At 44.5% G+C, this 15,621-nt stretch carries 13 protein-coding genes and 1 pseudogene; 10 read left to right on the forward strand and 4 right to left on the reverse strand.

Annotation, left to right across the window (positions count from 1 at the left end):
• Positions 1 to 56 precede the first annotated feature (56 nt).
• Positions 57 to 1,472, reverse strand: coding sequence for a PLP-dependent aminotransferase family protein (locus V6668_RS09995; protein ID WP_338708304.1), 1,416 nt, complete (start codon positions 1,470 to 1,472; stop codon positions 57 to 59).
• A gap of 152 nt (positions 1,473 to 1,624) precedes the next feature.
• Between V6668_RS09995 and V6668_RS10000 the strand changes: the two genes are divergently transcribed.
• The 4 genes from V6668_RS10000 (at position 1,625) to V6668_RS10015 (ending at position 5,860) form a co-directional block, all read left to right on the forward strand.
• Positions 1,625 to 2,674 (forward strand): LLM class oxidoreductase, encoded by a 1,050-nt coding sequence (locus V6668_RS10000; RefSeq protein WP_338708305.1) that lies wholly within the window; start codon positions 1,625 to 1,627, stop codon positions 2,672 to 2,674.
• Between the two features lie 346 nt (positions 2,675 to 3,020).
• Positions 3,021 to 3,830: a lysophospholipase gene (locus V6668_RS10005; RefSeq protein ID WP_338708306.1), complete on the forward strand. Its 810-nt coding sequence runs from the start codon at positions 3,021 to 3,023 to the stop codon at positions 3,828 to 3,830.
• A gap of 46 nt (positions 3,831 to 3,876) precedes the next feature.
• Positions 3,877 to 4,398 (forward strand): MarR family winged helix-turn-helix transcriptional regulator, encoded by a 522-nt coding sequence (locus tag V6668_RS10010; protein ID WP_036609787.1) that lies wholly within the window; start codon positions 3,877 to 3,879, stop codon positions 4,396 to 4,398.
• Between the two features lie 112 nt (positions 4,399 to 4,510).
• A complete protein-coding gene (locus tag V6668_RS10015; protein ID WP_338708307.1) occupies positions 4,511 to 5,860 on the forward strand; it encodes an FAD-binding oxidoreductase in 1,350 nt (449 codons plus the stop codon).
• A gap of 171 nt (positions 5,861 to 6,031) precedes the next feature.
• On the opposite strand, the gene V6668_RS10020 is transcribed toward V6668_RS10015, so the two are convergent.
• The 3 genes from V6668_RS10020 to V6668_RS10030 form a co-directional block, all read right to left on the reverse strand.
• A complete protein-coding gene (locus V6668_RS10020) occupies positions 6,032 to 6,328 on the reverse strand; it encodes a putative quinol monooxygenase (protein WP_076252271.1) in 297 nt (98 codons plus the stop codon).
• A 64-nt stretch (positions 6,329 to 6,392) separates the two neighbouring features.
• Complete coding sequence (locus tag V6668_RS10025; protein WP_338708309.1) at positions 6,393 to 7,043, reverse strand: nitroreductase family protein; 651 nt, start codon at positions 7,041 to 7,043, stop codon at positions 6,393 to 6,395.
• Between the two features lie 27 nt (positions 7,044 to 7,070).
• A complete protein-coding gene (locus V6668_RS10030) occupies positions 7,071 to 7,490 on the reverse strand; it encodes a MarR family winged helix-turn-helix transcriptional regulator (RefSeq protein WP_036609779.1) in 420 nt (139 codons plus the stop codon).
• 419 nt (positions 7,491 to 7,909) lie between these two features.
• Here V6668_RS10030 and V6668_RS10035 point away from each other — a divergent pair, with 419 nt between their 5' ends.
• The 6 genes and pseudogenes from V6668_RS10035 (at position 7,910) to V6668_RS10060 (ending at position 15,306) form a co-directional block, all read left to right on the forward strand.
• On the forward strand, positions 7,910 to 9,931 hold the full coding sequence (locus V6668_RS10035; RefSeq protein ID WP_338708310.1) for an AraC family transcriptional regulator: 2,022 nt from the start codon (positions 7,910 to 7,912) through the stop codon (positions 9,929 to 9,931).
• 51 nt (positions 9,932 to 9,982) lie between these two features.
• The gene (locus V6668_RS10040) at positions 9,983 to 11,584 is read left to right on the forward strand and encodes a helix-turn-helix domain-containing protein (RefSeq protein ID WP_338708311.1); all 1,602 of its coding nucleotides are present in this window, start codon (positions 9,983 to 9,985) and stop codon (positions 11,582 to 11,584) included.
• A gap of 108 nt (positions 11,585 to 11,692) precedes the next feature.
• Entirely contained in the window at positions 11,693 to 12,661 is a 969-nt protein-coding gene (locus tag V6668_RS10045; RefSeq protein WP_338708312.1) for an ABC transporter substrate-binding protein, read from the forward strand.
• Positions 12,662 to 13,474, forward strand: coding sequence for a (2Fe-2S)-binding protein (locus V6668_RS10050; RefSeq protein ID WP_101313374.1), 813 nt, complete (start codon positions 12,662 to 12,664; stop codon positions 13,472 to 13,474).
• A gap of 236 nt (positions 13,475 to 13,710) precedes the next feature.
• Entirely contained in the window at positions 13,711 to 14,232 is a 522-nt protein-coding gene (locus tag V6668_RS10055; protein ID WP_036670036.1) for a TetR/AcrR family transcriptional regulator, read from the forward strand.
• 119 nt (positions 14,233 to 14,351) lie between these two features.
• Positions 14,352 to 15,306: pseudogene (locus V6668_RS10060) on the forward strand (NAD-dependent epimerase/dehydratase family protein).
• Positions 15,307 to 15,621: the final 315 nt, after the last annotated feature.

Consider the following 15,621-nt stretch of genomic DNA (forward strand, 5'->3'; position numbering starts at 1 on the left):
GGGTTTTTTCGATGTGGAAATGGTTTGGTTTTGTGGTCGTGGCCACACGAATGTTCTCAGACCCCAAACCAAGCCCGGTGAAGGGCATATACACCTTCTGTAATATCCTCAATACTCAATCCACCAAAACCAATCTGAACCATGGATTGCTCCGCTTGAGCTGGTTGCGCCCAAAAGGGGGATACCGGGTAGACCTGAACACCTTCCTTCTCAGCAGTAGCAATCAGCTTGTGTTCATCCATTCCGTTATGTACACGCAACAAAATATGAAGTCCTGCATCCTCACCAACGATGGTAACTTGAGCACCCATCATCTTCTGAATCATTGAAATAAGTGTGAATTGCTTCTGTCGATATACCTTCCTCATCTTGCGAATGTGGGCTTCCCAATGTCCATTACTCATAAACAGCTCTAGGGTGTTCTGCTGAAAAGGAGAGACTGTTTGATCATATAATCGGTAGTCTTGTTTACGGTGTAGCTCTACCAGGGCATGTGGTAGAACCATATACGCAATACGTAATGAAGGAAGAAGGCACTTTGAAAATGTCCCCAGGTAAACGGTTCGCTGTTGAGTATCCAGGCTTTGCAGGGAAGGTATCGGTTTGCCGACATATCTGAACTCACTATCATAATCGTCCTCAATAATGATCCCATTCTGATCTGTTGCCCATTTCAGTAATTGCATTCTCTTGGCCAGCGGCATGACCATTCCATAGGGGAACTGATGTGACGGTGTAATGTAGACGATGCGGGAATTGCTTTTGTATAACTTATGGATATGAAGACCATCTGCTTCCAGCGGAATCGGGTGAATGTTTAGACCTTTATGTTGAAAAACCGTCCGAACACCGTCATATCCCGGGTCTTCCATCGCGATACCATGACTAACGTTATCTATTAATCCAGATAACACACCGAGCAGGTATTGAACACCAGCTCCAATTATAATTTGATCAGGTGAACAATTTACTCCCCTAGAGCTGTGCAGGTAATTTGCAATTTCAGATCGAAGTCCCGGTTCTCCAAGAGGATCGCCATAAGAGAACAACTTCATTTGGTTCTGGATTAAGCTCTGATTGGATAACTTGCGCCAAGTGGCAAATGGAAAATGCTCGGCATCTACGTCACCATAACGAAAATTGTATCGAATCTCAGGGCTATCCTGAATACTGTTTTCCAACCAATTTTTACTCACTACATGGGACAGGGGCAATGCTTCCAGCTTCAAATCCATTATGTATAAGCCACTCCTTGGCCTGCTCTGGACATAACCTTCGGCTAATAACTGTTGATAGGCCATATCGACTGTATTACGGCTAATGTGGAGGTGGCTGGATAGTGAACGAATAGAGGGAAGACGACTATCGGCTGGTAACTTTCCGTTCAAAATATCTTTCTTAATATAGTGATAAAGCTGAGCGTATAACGGATCTCCAGACTCTTTGTTCAACAATAATGTCAAATCAATCATGCTAATCCTCCTCGTTGCCAGAACTGACCCTATGATTTTGTTGAGAGTTGTCACTACTTATGGGGTCAATCGATGGTTACAATTATATCAGTTCCGGTCGAATTGAAAAGATATCAGTGCACTGGATTACTATTGTTGTAGGAGGAGAAGGAATGAACAAACCTATAGATGTTATGGAACGAATAGAAAATCCGTCAACAAAAGCGGTGGAAAACTTCAATCAACACCCTGGTTTCCGCCGTATGTTTGCCCCAGACCAATTAACAATAGGGCTGTTTTTACCATTTAAATTCTATAAAGGACACATGGATGTTCTAAAAGGTCAAGCTGACCTCGTGGAAAGCATTGATCAACGCAATTTTGCAGCCGTATGGGTGCGAGATGTCCCTTTATTTGATCCCGGCTTTGGAGATGCTGGACAAGTATTTGACCCATTTGTCTATCTAGCCTATCTTGCTGCAAGAACCAAAAACGTCTCCCTAGTAACAGGAAGCGCGATCTTCACGCTTCGCCATCCGATTGATTTAGCCAAGGCAGCTGCATCCATTGATGTACTCTCGGGCGGACGACTTGTGTTAGGGATTGCTTCTGGCGACCGACCTGCTGAGTTTCCGGCATATGGGATAGATGGGGAGCATCGTGATGTGCGATTCCGGGAGACGGTGGAGTTTTTTCGTGAGCTTATACAGGATAGAACTGGCGCAATTCAATCTTCTCTTGGTCAATTGAAAGAGCTTGAATTGCTCCCGAAGCCCGCAGCCGGTGGCATTCCGCTCGTTGTGACGGGTTCAAGCAGGCAGTCTTTAGATTGGATTGCGGAGAACAGTGACGGCTGGCTCACATATCCCGAAGCAACGGCAAACGAATCCGGTCCTCAGATGCTTGGCCATAAGATTAGTGCCTGGCGTGAAAAAATACCTAATGGCATGTTCAAACCGCATATGACCAACGAATGGATTGATCTTGTGGAAGATGTCAATTATCCGCGAACACCGCTTCGTGGCGGATACATATTACGTACAGGTCGGGCAGGTTTGATTCAGCTTTTGGAGGAATGGCGAGCGGTGGGAGTTAATCATGCTGCACTAGGCATTCATTTTTCTAGTCGGCCTCCTGCTGAGGTGATTCAGGAGTTGGCAGAGGAAGTATTGCCGCTCTTTCCTACGCATGTGGGTCCGAAGCCGTTGTTTACAGGGTGGTAGAGCATAAAATTATTGCCTGATGACACAGATGGCTTTTCTCCGCATTTCTGTTAACGATCAGAAGAGTATCGATCCGCTGACAGCGATAAGGTCAGGGGTTCGATCCCCTAGGTACCATAACGAAAAAGACGTCATTACGAAATATATTATGGCGTTTTTTTGCCTTAATGTAAACGCTTTAATTATATATAGACAAGGGTTGCTGACGGTGATAATATTGTTTCTATAAGAAACGATATTGTTCTTATTGAATATAATTATAAGGACTTCATTCTTAATAAACGCCCTGTGCTAAAGAATTTTAATTGTTTGGTGCTTGAGCGTAACGAGAGGGATGGGAAATATTATGAGTATAATTGAAACAACAATTGAATCTTTTGACGGTACTCGGCTATATTCTAGTAAAAATTTAGTTAGTGATGCGAAGGCAGCTGCAGTCATTGTTCATGGACTATGTGAGCATGCAGGTCGCTACGATTATGTGACGGAACAACTAAATAAACGTGGTTTTAATGTATATCGGTTTGACCATCGTGGTCATGCCAGATCCGAGGGACAACGTACGTTTTATAAAGAGTTTGATCATCTTATTGAAGATGTTCATGTCATTGTCGAGGCGGCATTGCAAGAGAGCGGCGATCTTCCGCTGTTTGTCATCGGACATAGTATGGGCGGTTTTGCAACCTCGTCCTTTGGAACGAAATATCCAGGCAAGGTCAGAGGCATCGTACTATCCGGAGCGCTCACTCGTTACAATACAAAAGTTGCCGGAGAACTGCCGATGGATCTTCCTACAGGCACGTATTTCCCGAATGAGCTGGGCAGTGGCGTATGTAGTGATCCCGCAGTTGTATCCGCTTACGCGAATGACCCACTGGTTGAAAAGCAGATCTCTGTAGATTTATTTAACAGCTTGGGAAATGGCATAACATGGCTGAAGGAGAACGCCAAGCAGTTTACAGATCCCGTACTTGTTCTGCATGGAGCAAATGATGGACTGGTCAGCGAAAAGGATTCCCGTGACTTTTACGGCGATATCGCTTCAACGGATAAAACACTCAAAATTTATGCTCATCTGATGCATGAAATATTTAATGAACCGACTCGTGATGATGTTATTGAAGAAGCAATTACATGGATTGAAAAACGGATCTGATTTCAGTAGAGTAAGAGAGAGAATCTGAATATGAAAGGGATTACGCATGAAATTAGATTGGATGGGCGACCATCGGGAACTGATTGAGAAAATTATCAAATACGGTAATGCGTACTCAAACACGTATAAGCTGCAGCGAAGTTATGGTACAGACATGATGTTCTCTGCCTCACAGATTCAGACGCTGGAATACATTCTGGAAGCCGAGGACAAGGAAGAGAAGATGTCGGAAATGGCAGCACGCTTGGGCGTAAGCCGCAGTACATTTTCCAAGAACGTGAAGAATCTGACGGAAAAAGGCCTGCTCGAAAAATTTCATTTAAGCGGTAACCGCAAAGACATTTACGTCAAACCTTCTGAGAAAGGTCGCGAGGTATATGCGAAGTATACCGAATTTGTAAGGGAACTTTGCTTTGATGAGATTTTCAAGTATGCAGATCAGATTTCAGAAGCGGATAAGCAGAACTTTGTTCGCATCATGGATTTATTTGCCGACGTGCTCGTCTGGTATGGTGAAAAAGAACAGGAAGCGCGCAAGTTAATCAGAATTGATTCCTCTGAAACATGAACCTTGAAATTTAAGGCACCAGCCCATTCCTTCCGCGAATGTCCGTCATACAGTATAAAGTGCTTGATGCATCAGAGGCTGTAGGACAATTATTCAGCAGGGAGTGGGACGTGTGAAATCATCAACAAAGCTTACCGGACGGGTTATTTATAAAGGAGATCCGGGATATGAAGCGGCGCGCAAGAACTGGGACCCGCATACGGACAAATTTCCCAAAGTGTTTGTATTTGCCCAACGGACGAAGGATGTATCCAATGCTATCCGATGGGCTCGTGAAAACAATGTACCGATCAGGCCGCGGAGCGGCAGACATGCGCTTGAAGTGAATCTTTCACAGGTGAATGGCGGTATCGTGATTGATGTGAGTGATCTGAATTCCATCAAGCTTGATAAAAAAAATGGAACGGTTGTTGTTGGAACAGGAAACCGAGTGGGAAGAATTGCAAATACCCTTGCCAAGCAAGGTTTCATAGCTCCTTTTGGTGACAGCCCTACTGTAGGAATCGGTGGAATTACATTAGGTGGGGGAATTGGGCCTCTCCAGCGTACCATCGGTCTTATCAGTGATAACCTGCTTGAGGTGGAGATGGTGGACGCCAAAGGAAAAGTGATTCGGGCCAATAAAAATCGTAATTCAGATCTCTTTTGGGCCTCGCGGGGAGGGGGCGGTGGTAACTTCGGAGTATACACCCGCTACAAATTCAAAGTGCGCCGTGCTCCAGCGAAAGCAACTGTATTTAAGATTACCTGGCCATGGGCTCAATTCGAAAAGGTGCTCAAAGTATGGCAGAGGTGGGCTCCCTCTGTGGATACAAGACTGGGTAGCGAGTTGTCCATCGGACCGAAAAAGGGTGGTAATGTCGTCATGGAGGGGCTGTTCCTAGGGTCAAAAACAGAGGCACTCCGTCTATTGCAGCCGATTACGAGTGTTGGCACACCGACAAGTTCCATTGTTCGTTTGTTACCTTACACGGAAGTTGTGAAGTTCTTATTACAACCTGATCCGACCGAAACTCAACGGTATAGCAACCAGTTCTCGTCCGGTTTTGGACGAAAACCATTCCCCGACAAAGCCATTAAATCGATGCGAACATTTTTGGAGAACCTGGAAGAGGGACCAGGCGGATTCTATTTCCTCAACTGGGGCGGAGCAGTAAGTCGCAAATCACCTAGATCAACCGCCTTCTTCTGGCGTAAAGAGAAGTTCTATGTGGAATGGACCAGTACGTGGCTCAAACCATCCCATGCCGCCAAAAATATCGCACTCGCTCGTAATACTCGCAAGAAATTGCAACCATACATTGTGGGTTCCTACATCAACGTTCCAGACCAAGGGATCAAGAATTCCGGTCCAGTGTACTATGGAGCCAACTATGCCAGACTGCGGAAAGTCAAAGCAAAGTATGACCCGAAAAATGTGTTTAACAATCCGCAAAGCATTACTCCGGCTCGGATAGTGTAGTCCATGTTCACTTGTTTAATACCTCTTCAATGAGTGAAGAAAACACGCCTTAATTGGCGTGTTTTTTGTTGAAGTGAACTTATTTCAAAAGGAAACTAAAAAGCTGCCCTCGGTCATATGACCAAGAGCAGCTTTTTCACATGCACTATAAGCATGGCAGTTAATGCGCTATTAAGCTTTAACTTGTTCTCCAGCAAATACTTCAACGTTCATTGGAGCGGCCATGAATGCTGCTGCTTGTTGAACAAAAGCTTGGAAATGCGCGCTTGTGTTGTGGGATGCTGTAGCAGCTTCATCTTTCCACAGTTCAATCATCGTGTATTGTTGTTCGCGTTCTGTGCTTTTTGCCAAATCGTAGCTGATGTTACCTTCTTCTTGACGTGTAGCAGCCATCAGTTCTTTCGTAGCTGCGAGGAATGCTTGCTCTTGGTCCGGTTTAACTTGCAGATGAGCGTGAATGATAATCATAATGTATAACCTCCATATTGTGTTTGTTTGGAATGTGTTAAGAATGGGGAAACCGTCCCTGATATTATGCCCAAGTTGTGATTGTTTCTACAGGCAGGCGGTAGGATGGGTGACCTTCTTTGGCCGATTTACCGATCGAGATCAACATAACCGCTTGATAACGCTCTTTGTCCATGCCAAATGCTTCTGCGATTTGGTCTTTTTCGTAACCACCGATTGGGTTAGTATCATAACCGTGAGCACGTGCTACAAGCATTAATTGCATGGAAGCAAGTCCAGCGTCGATCATATTAACTTCGCGAATAGCGGAAGCAGGCATATTTTCATAATAAGGCAATACTTTTGATAGTTGCATATCTTTAACTTCTTGTGGCATATAACCGAGTTCTACGGCTTTGCCAAAAATTTCTTCCATATGTTCCGCGTTTTTCATGTCAATGAATACGCCAATGACTGCGGAGGAAGTCAACACTTGATTTTGATTAAATCTCGCAAGTGGAGCAAGCTTTTCTTTACCTTCAGTTGTATCTACAACCAGAAAACGCCAAGGCTGCAAATTGATCGAAGATGGTGCACGGGAAGCTTCTGACAGAATTTCAGTCATTTCTTCACGGCTAATTTTCACTTCAGGATCGTAAAGTTTAACAGAACGACGACCGTAGGTGATTTCGTTAAAATCATTGGTTTTTTGGAATTTGCTTTGAAGTGTACTCATGCATGGATCTCTCCTCTATATATGGGTTTAGAAATTGTTCTGCATACGTTCCAGGAAATCGGCGAGTGATTGAACTTCGTCTTCACTGAAATCCTGTAAAATCTGGTTGATAAAATTGGTCTTCTCAGCTTTGTAGCCTTCAATCTGCTTCCGACCGTGGTCCGTCAAACGAACAAAAGTGACCCGATTATCATCGGGATTCTTACGTCTTGTAACCATCAGGTCCGCCTCAAGTTGCTTCAAGTGGCGTGTAATCGCAGCACTATCAATGTTAATGATTTTCTGCAGCATGGATTGGTTAATCTCATCGACCTGATCCAGCTCATGCAGAATTTCAAAGCGAGAGGAACTGATACCTGTACAGCGTTCGAACTTGGGACTGAGTTTGTTACCCAACACGTTCAACAGATTGATGATTTGTTCTTCTTTGGAAACAATACGTGTCATGACTAGACCTCCCGGGTGAATCTGAATCATGAACAACGGCGTATGTTAACCAATGATTAATGTTGCAGTATACAATGCCATTGCCTAATGATTATTTGGATGCTCTCGAATCATTGATGTATCAATATTTGATGCGTCAATCATTGATGGCTCAATTAATATATCATGCCTTTTATGATTTTGCAACAGGTTAGAAAATGTTGCTGATTCTAGCGTTATTATCCCGCTACGTATACATTGCAGTCCAAATATGTTGTCCAAATGGATAAGTTAATATTGATTGTGCATGTTATTGAGAATTGTTATCAATTGATTTATAATGAAATGAAATATACATAATGAGCGAAAATTACAGGCAGTCATAAGAGCAGCAAGAAGGTATGTCGATGTAATATGGCGGGAGGGAAAGTACAGCGGATATGAATTTGAATGATCACATCAGGTTGTGGAATCATGTTTTTGTCAAAATACTGGATGTACGCCAAAACGCTTTGCATCCTGGGGAGAAGTTGAAGAATTATCAACTACCAGCAAGTACCTATTTATATATCACCGACGGAAGTGCACGGATACGAATGGATCAACACAGATACATCGTGGAGGGATTCCACATCATTCATGGAGGCAAGCAGGCGTATTTAAACATGGAGACGGATTCGGGCGTGGCGTATTATATGATTTTGTACAAAGCCATCCTAGCCTTGCCCTGTGGGATGGAAATTCAGTGTCTGATGGACCATGAACGTCCGTTTCAGGACCAATATGCACTTGTACCAACCCGTCCGCTACACATGTATCAGTGTATGGAGGAATTGAAGCAGGAGTGGGAGCAGTCTACTAAGCTTGCAAAGTTACATGCCAAAACTTTATTTCATCAATGGGTATATCTTTTATTGACAGACTTACACGAACAATCCATTCTGCCACATAAACCGGATACGGTCACACAGGCTATTGAATATATGAATGCTCATCTCCATGAGCCCATAGCTCTTGACGTAATGGCAGAAGCAATGGAATGCAGTGTGGGGCACTTGTCGAGGCTGTTCAAACAAAAGTTAAACATCAGTCCCATCCAGTATCTTGGACAGATTCGAATGGAGAGGGCGGCACATCTTCTGGTGCATACCAGTGCAACGCTGCAACAGATTGCAGAACAGATCGGCTATCCGGATGCACATTCACTGAGCCGCGGCTTCAAAAAAATAAAAGGGCTTTCTCCAATTCGCTACAAAAAAGGAGTAAGCCAACGGTTAAACAAGTCGAAACACCCATTGGTATTGAACAACAAGCAAGATTTGCCCAGTGTAATGCAAGAAAATGCCCTTCATTCGTTACATTCCCATCTATATAATGATATTGATTATCAATATCAAAAGAATGTTGGAGGGGAATTAATAATGCAAGGAAAATTCAAAATGACAGCACTAAGCATGTTGTTGTGTTTCACGCTATTGCTCACGGCCTGTTCCAGTCCAGCACCGTCTGCAAGTGGTACGCAAACAGAGACCAATGCGGCTACTACACAATCGGGTAACCAGGCAACGGAGGCAGGGAAATCGACTGCACAGCCGGAGACGCGTACCGTCTCTACAATGAGGGGAGATGTGGTAATCCCGGCCAATCCGCAGCGTGTTGCTTCAGATCAATATATGGGGTACTTGCTGAAACTGGGCATTGTACCGGTTGGTGTAAGAACATTTATGCTGAACGAAGGATGGATTGAAAAGTCTGGCATTGCTGCTGATGTTATAGCGGGTATTGAGGATTTGGGAGGAGAGTTCCCAATGAATCTGGAGAAGTTAGTGTCACTTGAGCCGGATCTCATCATCGGTTCCATTGATAAAAATATTGAGGATTACGAAAAAATTGCAACGACCGTCTTTTTACCTTATTGGGAAGGCGATAAAACTTCTGGCCCACTGGAAAAGCTGCGCCGGATTTCTGGTGTTTTTGGAAAAGAGAAGGAAGCAGAGCAATGGATCACGACATATGAAGAGAATATCGAAGAGACTAAGAAGCAGATTGCTGGTGTAATTAAAGAAGGCGAGACTGTATCCATCATACAAATAGGGTACAAAGCGTTGTATGTACTTGGTGCAGAAGGCGGGAACTATGGTAGTTCCACGATCTATGAGATGCTGAAACTGCCTCCAACTCAGCAAGCACTCGAAATGAAGGATGGATTCGAGACGATCTCCCTTGAAGTACTGCCTGAGTATATGGGAGATCATATCTTCTTATATGGTTCGGGTAGTGAGGACGCCAAAGAGATACTGAACAGCGAGGTTTGGAAACGTCTGCCTGCTGTGCAGAAAGGACAAGTCTACACCTATGGTTCCTTGGATGGTACAGAGGATGAGTTCATCATGGAAGATCCCTATTCACTGGAGTTGCAGTTGGATAGTATAAAGAATTTACTATTGGGAGCTGAAAAATAGAGTGTAATCAGTTCACATAGAATCGGATCCAAACAGGGAGGGGACGTGAGCATGGAGGAAAATGATTGGATCAAACAACTGGAGCGACTACATTTCTCTGCTGTCCACGTCTGCCATTACTTTAGCAATCCGGGGGCTGTTCAGCGTCGGATCTGGAAAAGGTTCGCCATTTGCAGGGTCATCGCTGGCAAGGGATCTTTGTCTATGGATAACATTGTACATACGGTATCTCAAGACGAGTGGTTTTTGTTGAAGCCAGGAATGTATGTGGAGTTTCAGACGGATATGGAAGCACCTGTCCGATATCAGATCATTTTATTTTCCTGTGTTACACTTACCCGGCGTAAGAATGCTTGGCATACCGAGGCATTTGATCTCCCTGTGACGGGCAAGCTTAATGTTCCTTCCAATACACGTGATATTCAGGAGATGATGGATACCCTGATGAGTGGAAAACACTCGTTTACGAGTCTGGAAAAGACGCGCAGGAAACATCTTTTGCATCAGTTGTTGATTCAGTTAATGATGCACGTGAATGAAGCAACACCCCCTGTAGCGGGGATGGATTTGGCACTTGATTATATGACGCATCAGTATAGGGAAGACATTCGAATTGATCAGATGGCCCGCATGGCAGGGCTCAGTGTGAATCATTTTATAAGAACATTCAAACGACAATTAAATATGACCCCGATTGAATATATCCTGAAACTACGTATGGCAAAGGCCAAGCAGCTGTTATTTTCTTCAGATAAAATCAAGGAAATTGCGGAGCAAGTGGGTTATAAGGACGAGCACTATTTCAGCAGAGTTTTCAAGAAAAACGAAGGAATCGCCCCAACGTTGTATATGAAAAATAAAGTGAATCGCATTGCCACCTTGTATTACGGGTTGGACGATTATGTGATAACGCTTGGTTTGAGGCCAGTATCCGCTTTATCTTATGGTCAGAGGGTGGCTCGTCATGTTGCCATACCTGCGCTTCAAGCACACAGTCATCAGGGACTTATTCTGGATAGCTTCAATCAGAACTATGATGATTTGAGGCGAGTCCAACCGGACCTGATCATTACAAGTGATCGTTTGGAGCCAAATGACTCCCTGAACCGTATCGCGCCTACCACCATGCTAGAGCACACCAACCATTTTGGGGAGAGGCTTCTGTATATGGCGGACATTATGGGCCGCACCGAACAGGCTGTACAGTGGATAGAACAACATGCTGAACTGAGCCGGGTTCTTCGAGGACGCATTCAATCGAGGTGGGGGAAACAGAGTGCTATGTTCATCCGGGTGACTTCTCATTTCTACCGAATGTATGGATTGAACAACCAGACAGGGGCCCTATTGTATGATGATCTGGGATTTTATTTGCCTCGTGATTTTCCTGAACAACAGTGGGCTGTAGAGAGCAAAGTTTGCGATTTGCAGTTATACGACGCGGATCATGTGTTTGTAATGGTCGATCCCACAGAAGAGGCACGTGCTCAACTGAGGCAATTACAGCAATCCGGTGAATGGTTGGCATTAAAGGCTGTTCAAGAAGGCCATGTATATAATGCAGGAGATATTTTTTTCAAAACGCTGGGTCCCACCGGACGCATGTGGGCCATGCGATATGTGGCAGAGCAACTTGGGGTTACCTTACGGTGATATTGTGCAAGAGAAGAGAGTGGAATAATCCATGGTAAGCCTGTATGCTTTTCCCTACTATAGTGATAATGATTATTATTATTAAATAGTAGAGGGGATTTACTACAAATGGTAAGACAGAGAGCAACAACGATGATACTGTTGGCCCTGCTTGTGCTCGTTCTGACGGCATGTAGCATAACAGAAGCAACGCCTCCGCAACAGGATACACCTGTGGAAGAGAGTGGTACGCAAACGATTGAGCATCTTAAAGGAACAACGGTTGTACCGCAAAAAATAGAGCGTATGGTGGTATTATCTGCTGCTTACATCGATCACATGTTGACGATTGGTGAGAAACCAGCAGGCGTTAATGTAGAAGTTCGTTACGGAGGAGATTATTTGCCTTACTTTGCAGATCAGCTTGCCGGCATTCCAACGGTAGGGTCTGCAGACAGTCCTAACCTGGAGGCTATCCTTCAGATTGATCCGGATGTCATCGTTATTGAGAGTCGAACTGCGGAGAGTACGTATGATCAGTTGGAGAAAATCGCTCCGACGATTGTACTTGGTACTGAATGGCTGGATTTTGTTGATGATACAACATATTGGACACAGGATCTGTTGACCATTGCCGGGATGTACAACAAAGTGGATCTGGCAAAAGAAAAGATAGCCGAGGTAGAGCAGCAGGCGAAGCAATTAAAAGCGAAGATCGAACAACTGGATCAAAAAAAGTTGGCTTATCTGCGTGTAAGAGAGAAGACCTTACAAATTTACGCGGCAAAAGGACATCCAACCAACACACTTTTGTATCATGATCTTGGATTTGTGCCAACGACTGTGACACCTGCCGAACAACGTGAGGATTTGTCCATGGAGAAAATTGCAGATGTGGATGCTGATTTCGTAGTTCTGGAGATTGACCCGAATGCCGATGAGTATGTAAACAACATCAACGCAAGCTCACTCTGGAAGGGAGTACCGGCTGTTGGTGCAGATCAGGTCTATACGACAGATTCGTTCTGGTTGTTTAAGGGCTGGGGAGCAATTGGGCGAAGCGAGATTATCAACGAAGTTGAAGAGATGATTCAATAGATGAGACATTATCCAATACATGATTATTCAGAGATGTCGGAAGTGTTACAGCAATTTTTTGTGACGACGATCCAAGTGGACTGCGATGATTCCAAGTATCCTTTCCGTGTGAAGGATCTGCTGAATGAAGAGAAACGAAACTTGATATTGCGTGAACAGGCTATGCAGCAAGGGCTTCAATTGGGCGGAAGAGGAAGTGCGGCCGTCGGTACACTTTTTGCCAAACGTTACTCCGTATTCGTGATGTCCGTAATTTCAGCATTCAGTCTATACGATACTATACTTAGCGTTGCAGACGATGATGTGCGGTTTGAATTGAATGGTGCAGGTGGCATGCGATATGAGACTCTGCTGGAGAGAACCTCTCTGGAGGGTGAAGATCCTGTTCAGCGCAGGTCAGAGAGTGGCTTGCTCAAGAAAAGAGTGCTGCTACATCTGGAACCTGTCCTGCGAGCGGTAGCCGTCGCTACAAGAGCGAGCGATAAGGTCATGTGGTCTCTGGTTGCCCATAATGTGCAACAATTGTATGCACGTATGATCAATGATCAGAGCATTTGGAAGACAGATGAACGGCTTGCAAAGATTCAAGAAGATCAAAGCCTCTGGCTGGATCGGCAAAACGATAATGCATGTACATTTGCCAATGAGCTGCAGCGCTTCGAACATTCCGGGTGGCAGGGACCTCCGTTCCTGCTACGCCGATATTGTTGTTTGGCTTATCTGGTTGGAGACGGAAGTCATACACATGGGTATTGTGACAGTTGTCCGAAGCTGGATTCGGAATCCCGATTGCGTAAACTTCTTCAGCAGTGAACAGACACTCTTGTACCGCATGGTACGAATCTGTTTCAGACAAACCATGTTCTCTTCGGTTTCCAGTGGATAGAATCTATGATCGACAAGTTACACAACCTGCAGCGGCTTGAGCCAGCGTCTGCGGGTTTGTTGGCTTTGTACAAGGTCACGATACCTTTGCATTGAGGGATAGTATTCGTTATACTTCAAGCTATTGATCAATTAATCACTAACTATTGGAGGGCGGAATTATCATGGCAAAGGATAAAGCAGCGTCGGTTAACCGGCGAAATGATATTATCTCTGCAGCAATTGACGTCTTCGCGGAAATTGGCTATTATCGTGCGACTACAGCCCAGGTGGCTGAACGGGCACAGATCTCACAGCCGTATATATTTCGTTTTTTCAAAACAAAAGAAGCTTTATTATTAACTGCAATTGAGGTCTCATGGACACGGGTGATTGATTCGTTTCGAATTGTGGTGGAGATGGCGACACCAGATCAGTTAGAGAATGATCTCATTGAAGCCTATGATAAGATTCTGGAATCGCACAAGAGCGAGATCTTGCTTCAGATGCAGGCGCAAACGATCCGGGAGGAAGTCATTCGTCAGGCTATGCAAAAAGGCATTAGTGATGTAAGAGCCATGGTACTGGAAGCTTTCACCGTTGCAGGAATTGCTGAACCGCTAAAAAGAACCATGATTTTTCTGGCAATCGGGATGTTGTGTAATGTATCTAATGCGCTGGATATGCCGGAGCTGAAGGAACGATAGAGAGGGAGGTAAAGTCCCTTTTTGAATTTTAGTTATTGATCAATCACTAATTGTAGTTTATATTATTCTCAGGTAAGTGATTGATCAATAACTAAATGGATGAAAGAGGTCGATCTACGATGAAAAAAGTTATTGTGATTGGAGCCACAGGTGGAACAGGTGCAGCAATTACGGAGGAATTGATTAGACGAGGGATTTCAACGATCGCATTTGGGCGCTCCCGTCAAAAGTTGGAGCAACTTGCGGTAAAATTGGGATATCCGGATCACCTGCTAATTGCAGTTGGAGATGCATTTCGGTCGGAGGATATTATCGTTGCTTCCCAGGAAGCGGATGTCATGTTTCATTGTGCGAATGTCCCGTATAACGAGATGGAAAGCAGGCTAATTCCGCTGGGCGAATCCGTGATGGCGGCGGCAGAACACTTGGGTCTGAACGTGGTTGTTATAGACGGAATCTATCTCTATGGCAGAAGACAAATGAGCGAGGTAACGGAAGAACATCCGAAGCAGCCACATACCCGCAAAGGCAAGACACGACTTGCCTATGAACAGATGTTATTCAGCACAAGATGGAGCAGAGCTCAGGTGATGATTATTCGCTTGCCGGACTATTATGGCCCAACGGCCAATCAGGCTTCCTATCTGGGTTCAACCCTTGAAGCGATAGCAAAAGGAAAGATGGCTTTTTTTATCGGGAATATGAACGTGCCGAGAGAGTATATTTATTTGCCGGATGCTGCGGTCATGGTGGTGGAGCTGGCAAGCAGAGAGATGACGTATGGACAGAATTGGAACATTCCTGGATCGGGGATCATCTCGGGTCATGACATCGTGCGATTGGAAGGCTGCGGGAAGAAGCAAACCTGTGATGGCGTTAGGAAGAGTGGGATTGTCTTTGATTGGACTAGGTGTACCCGTTATGAAAGAAATTGTAGAAATGTTATATCTGACTGAGGAACCCCTGATCCTGAGTAGACAGAAGTATGAGGAACGGATTGGCCCGGTTGTGGCAACATCTTTTGAGGAAGGAATTGCGTTGACGATTAAGGAGTTGGAGTTGCAGGGGGAGTAGAGGGGAATATATTTTTTAGAGAGAAGTAATTGATTGATCACTAACTGTGAAGGTTTCATAGGTATATTGAATAGGGGGCGCACAAAGCTAGTCCCGGGCATAGAGTGTACTATTGTAAAATGCGGGGATTTGACGTGGTGTACAAGGAGGGGGGATTCTCTTGTGAGCGGTATATCCAAAAGGAAACGCAAAATTTCCTTAATCAGTACAGGTAAACGGAAAGCAAAAAAATCAAAAAAGCACTCTATCCCAAAGAAGAAGAGTAAGTCTTGTAAGAAAAGCAGACGTAAATGCAAAAAAAAGAAAAGTCACAGG

The sequence above is a fragment of the Paenibacillus amylolyticus genome (assembly GCF_036894225.1).
Taxonomy (GTDB): Bacteria; Bacillota; Bacilli; order Paenibacillales; family Paenibacillaceae; genus Paenibacillus; species Paenibacillus amylolyticus.

Coding starts and splice junctions, on each gene's coding strand:
- V6668_RS09995 (WP_338708304.1), bottom strand. CDS start 1,472: ATGATTGATTTGACATTATTGTTGAACAAAGAGTCTGGAGATCCGTTA.
- V6668_RS10000 (WP_338708305.1), top strand. CDS start 1,625: ATGAACAAACCTATAGATGTTATGGAACGAATAGAAAATCCGTCAACA.
- V6668_RS10005 (WP_338708306.1), top strand. CDS start 3,021: ATGAGTATAATTGAAACAACAATTGAATCTTTTGACGGTACTCGGCTA.
- V6668_RS10010 (WP_036609787.1), top strand. CDS start 3,877: ATGAAATTAGATTGGATGGGCGACCATCGGGAACTGATTGAGAAAATT.
- V6668_RS10020 (WP_076252271.1), bottom strand. CDS start 6,328: ATGATTATCATTCACGCTCATCTGCAAGTTAAACCGGACCAAGAGCAA.
- V6668_RS10025 (WP_338708309.1), bottom strand. CDS start 7,043: ATGAGTACACTTCAAAGCAAATTCCAAAAAACCAATGATTTTAACGAA.
- V6668_RS10030 (WP_036609779.1), bottom strand. CDS start 7,490: ATGACACGTATTGTTTCCAAAGAAGAACAAATCATCAATCTGTTGAAC.
- V6668_RS10035 (WP_338708310.1), top strand. CDS start 7,910: ATGAATTTGAATGATCACATCAGGTTGTGGAATCATGTTTTTGTCAAA.
- V6668_RS10040 (WP_338708311.1), top strand. CDS start 9,983: ATGGAGGAAAATGATTGGATCAAACAACTGGAGCGACTACATTTCTCT.
- V6668_RS10045 (WP_338708312.1), top strand. CDS start 11,693: ATGGTAAGACAGAGAGCAACAACGATGATACTGTTGGCCCTGCTTGTG.
- V6668_RS10050 (WP_101313374.1), top strand. CDS start 12,662: ATGAGACATTATCCAATACATGATTATTCAGAGATGTCGGAAGTGTTA.
- V6668_RS10055 (WP_036670036.1), top strand. CDS start 13,711: ATGGCAAAGGATAAAGCAGCGTCGGTTAACCGGCGAAATGATATTATC.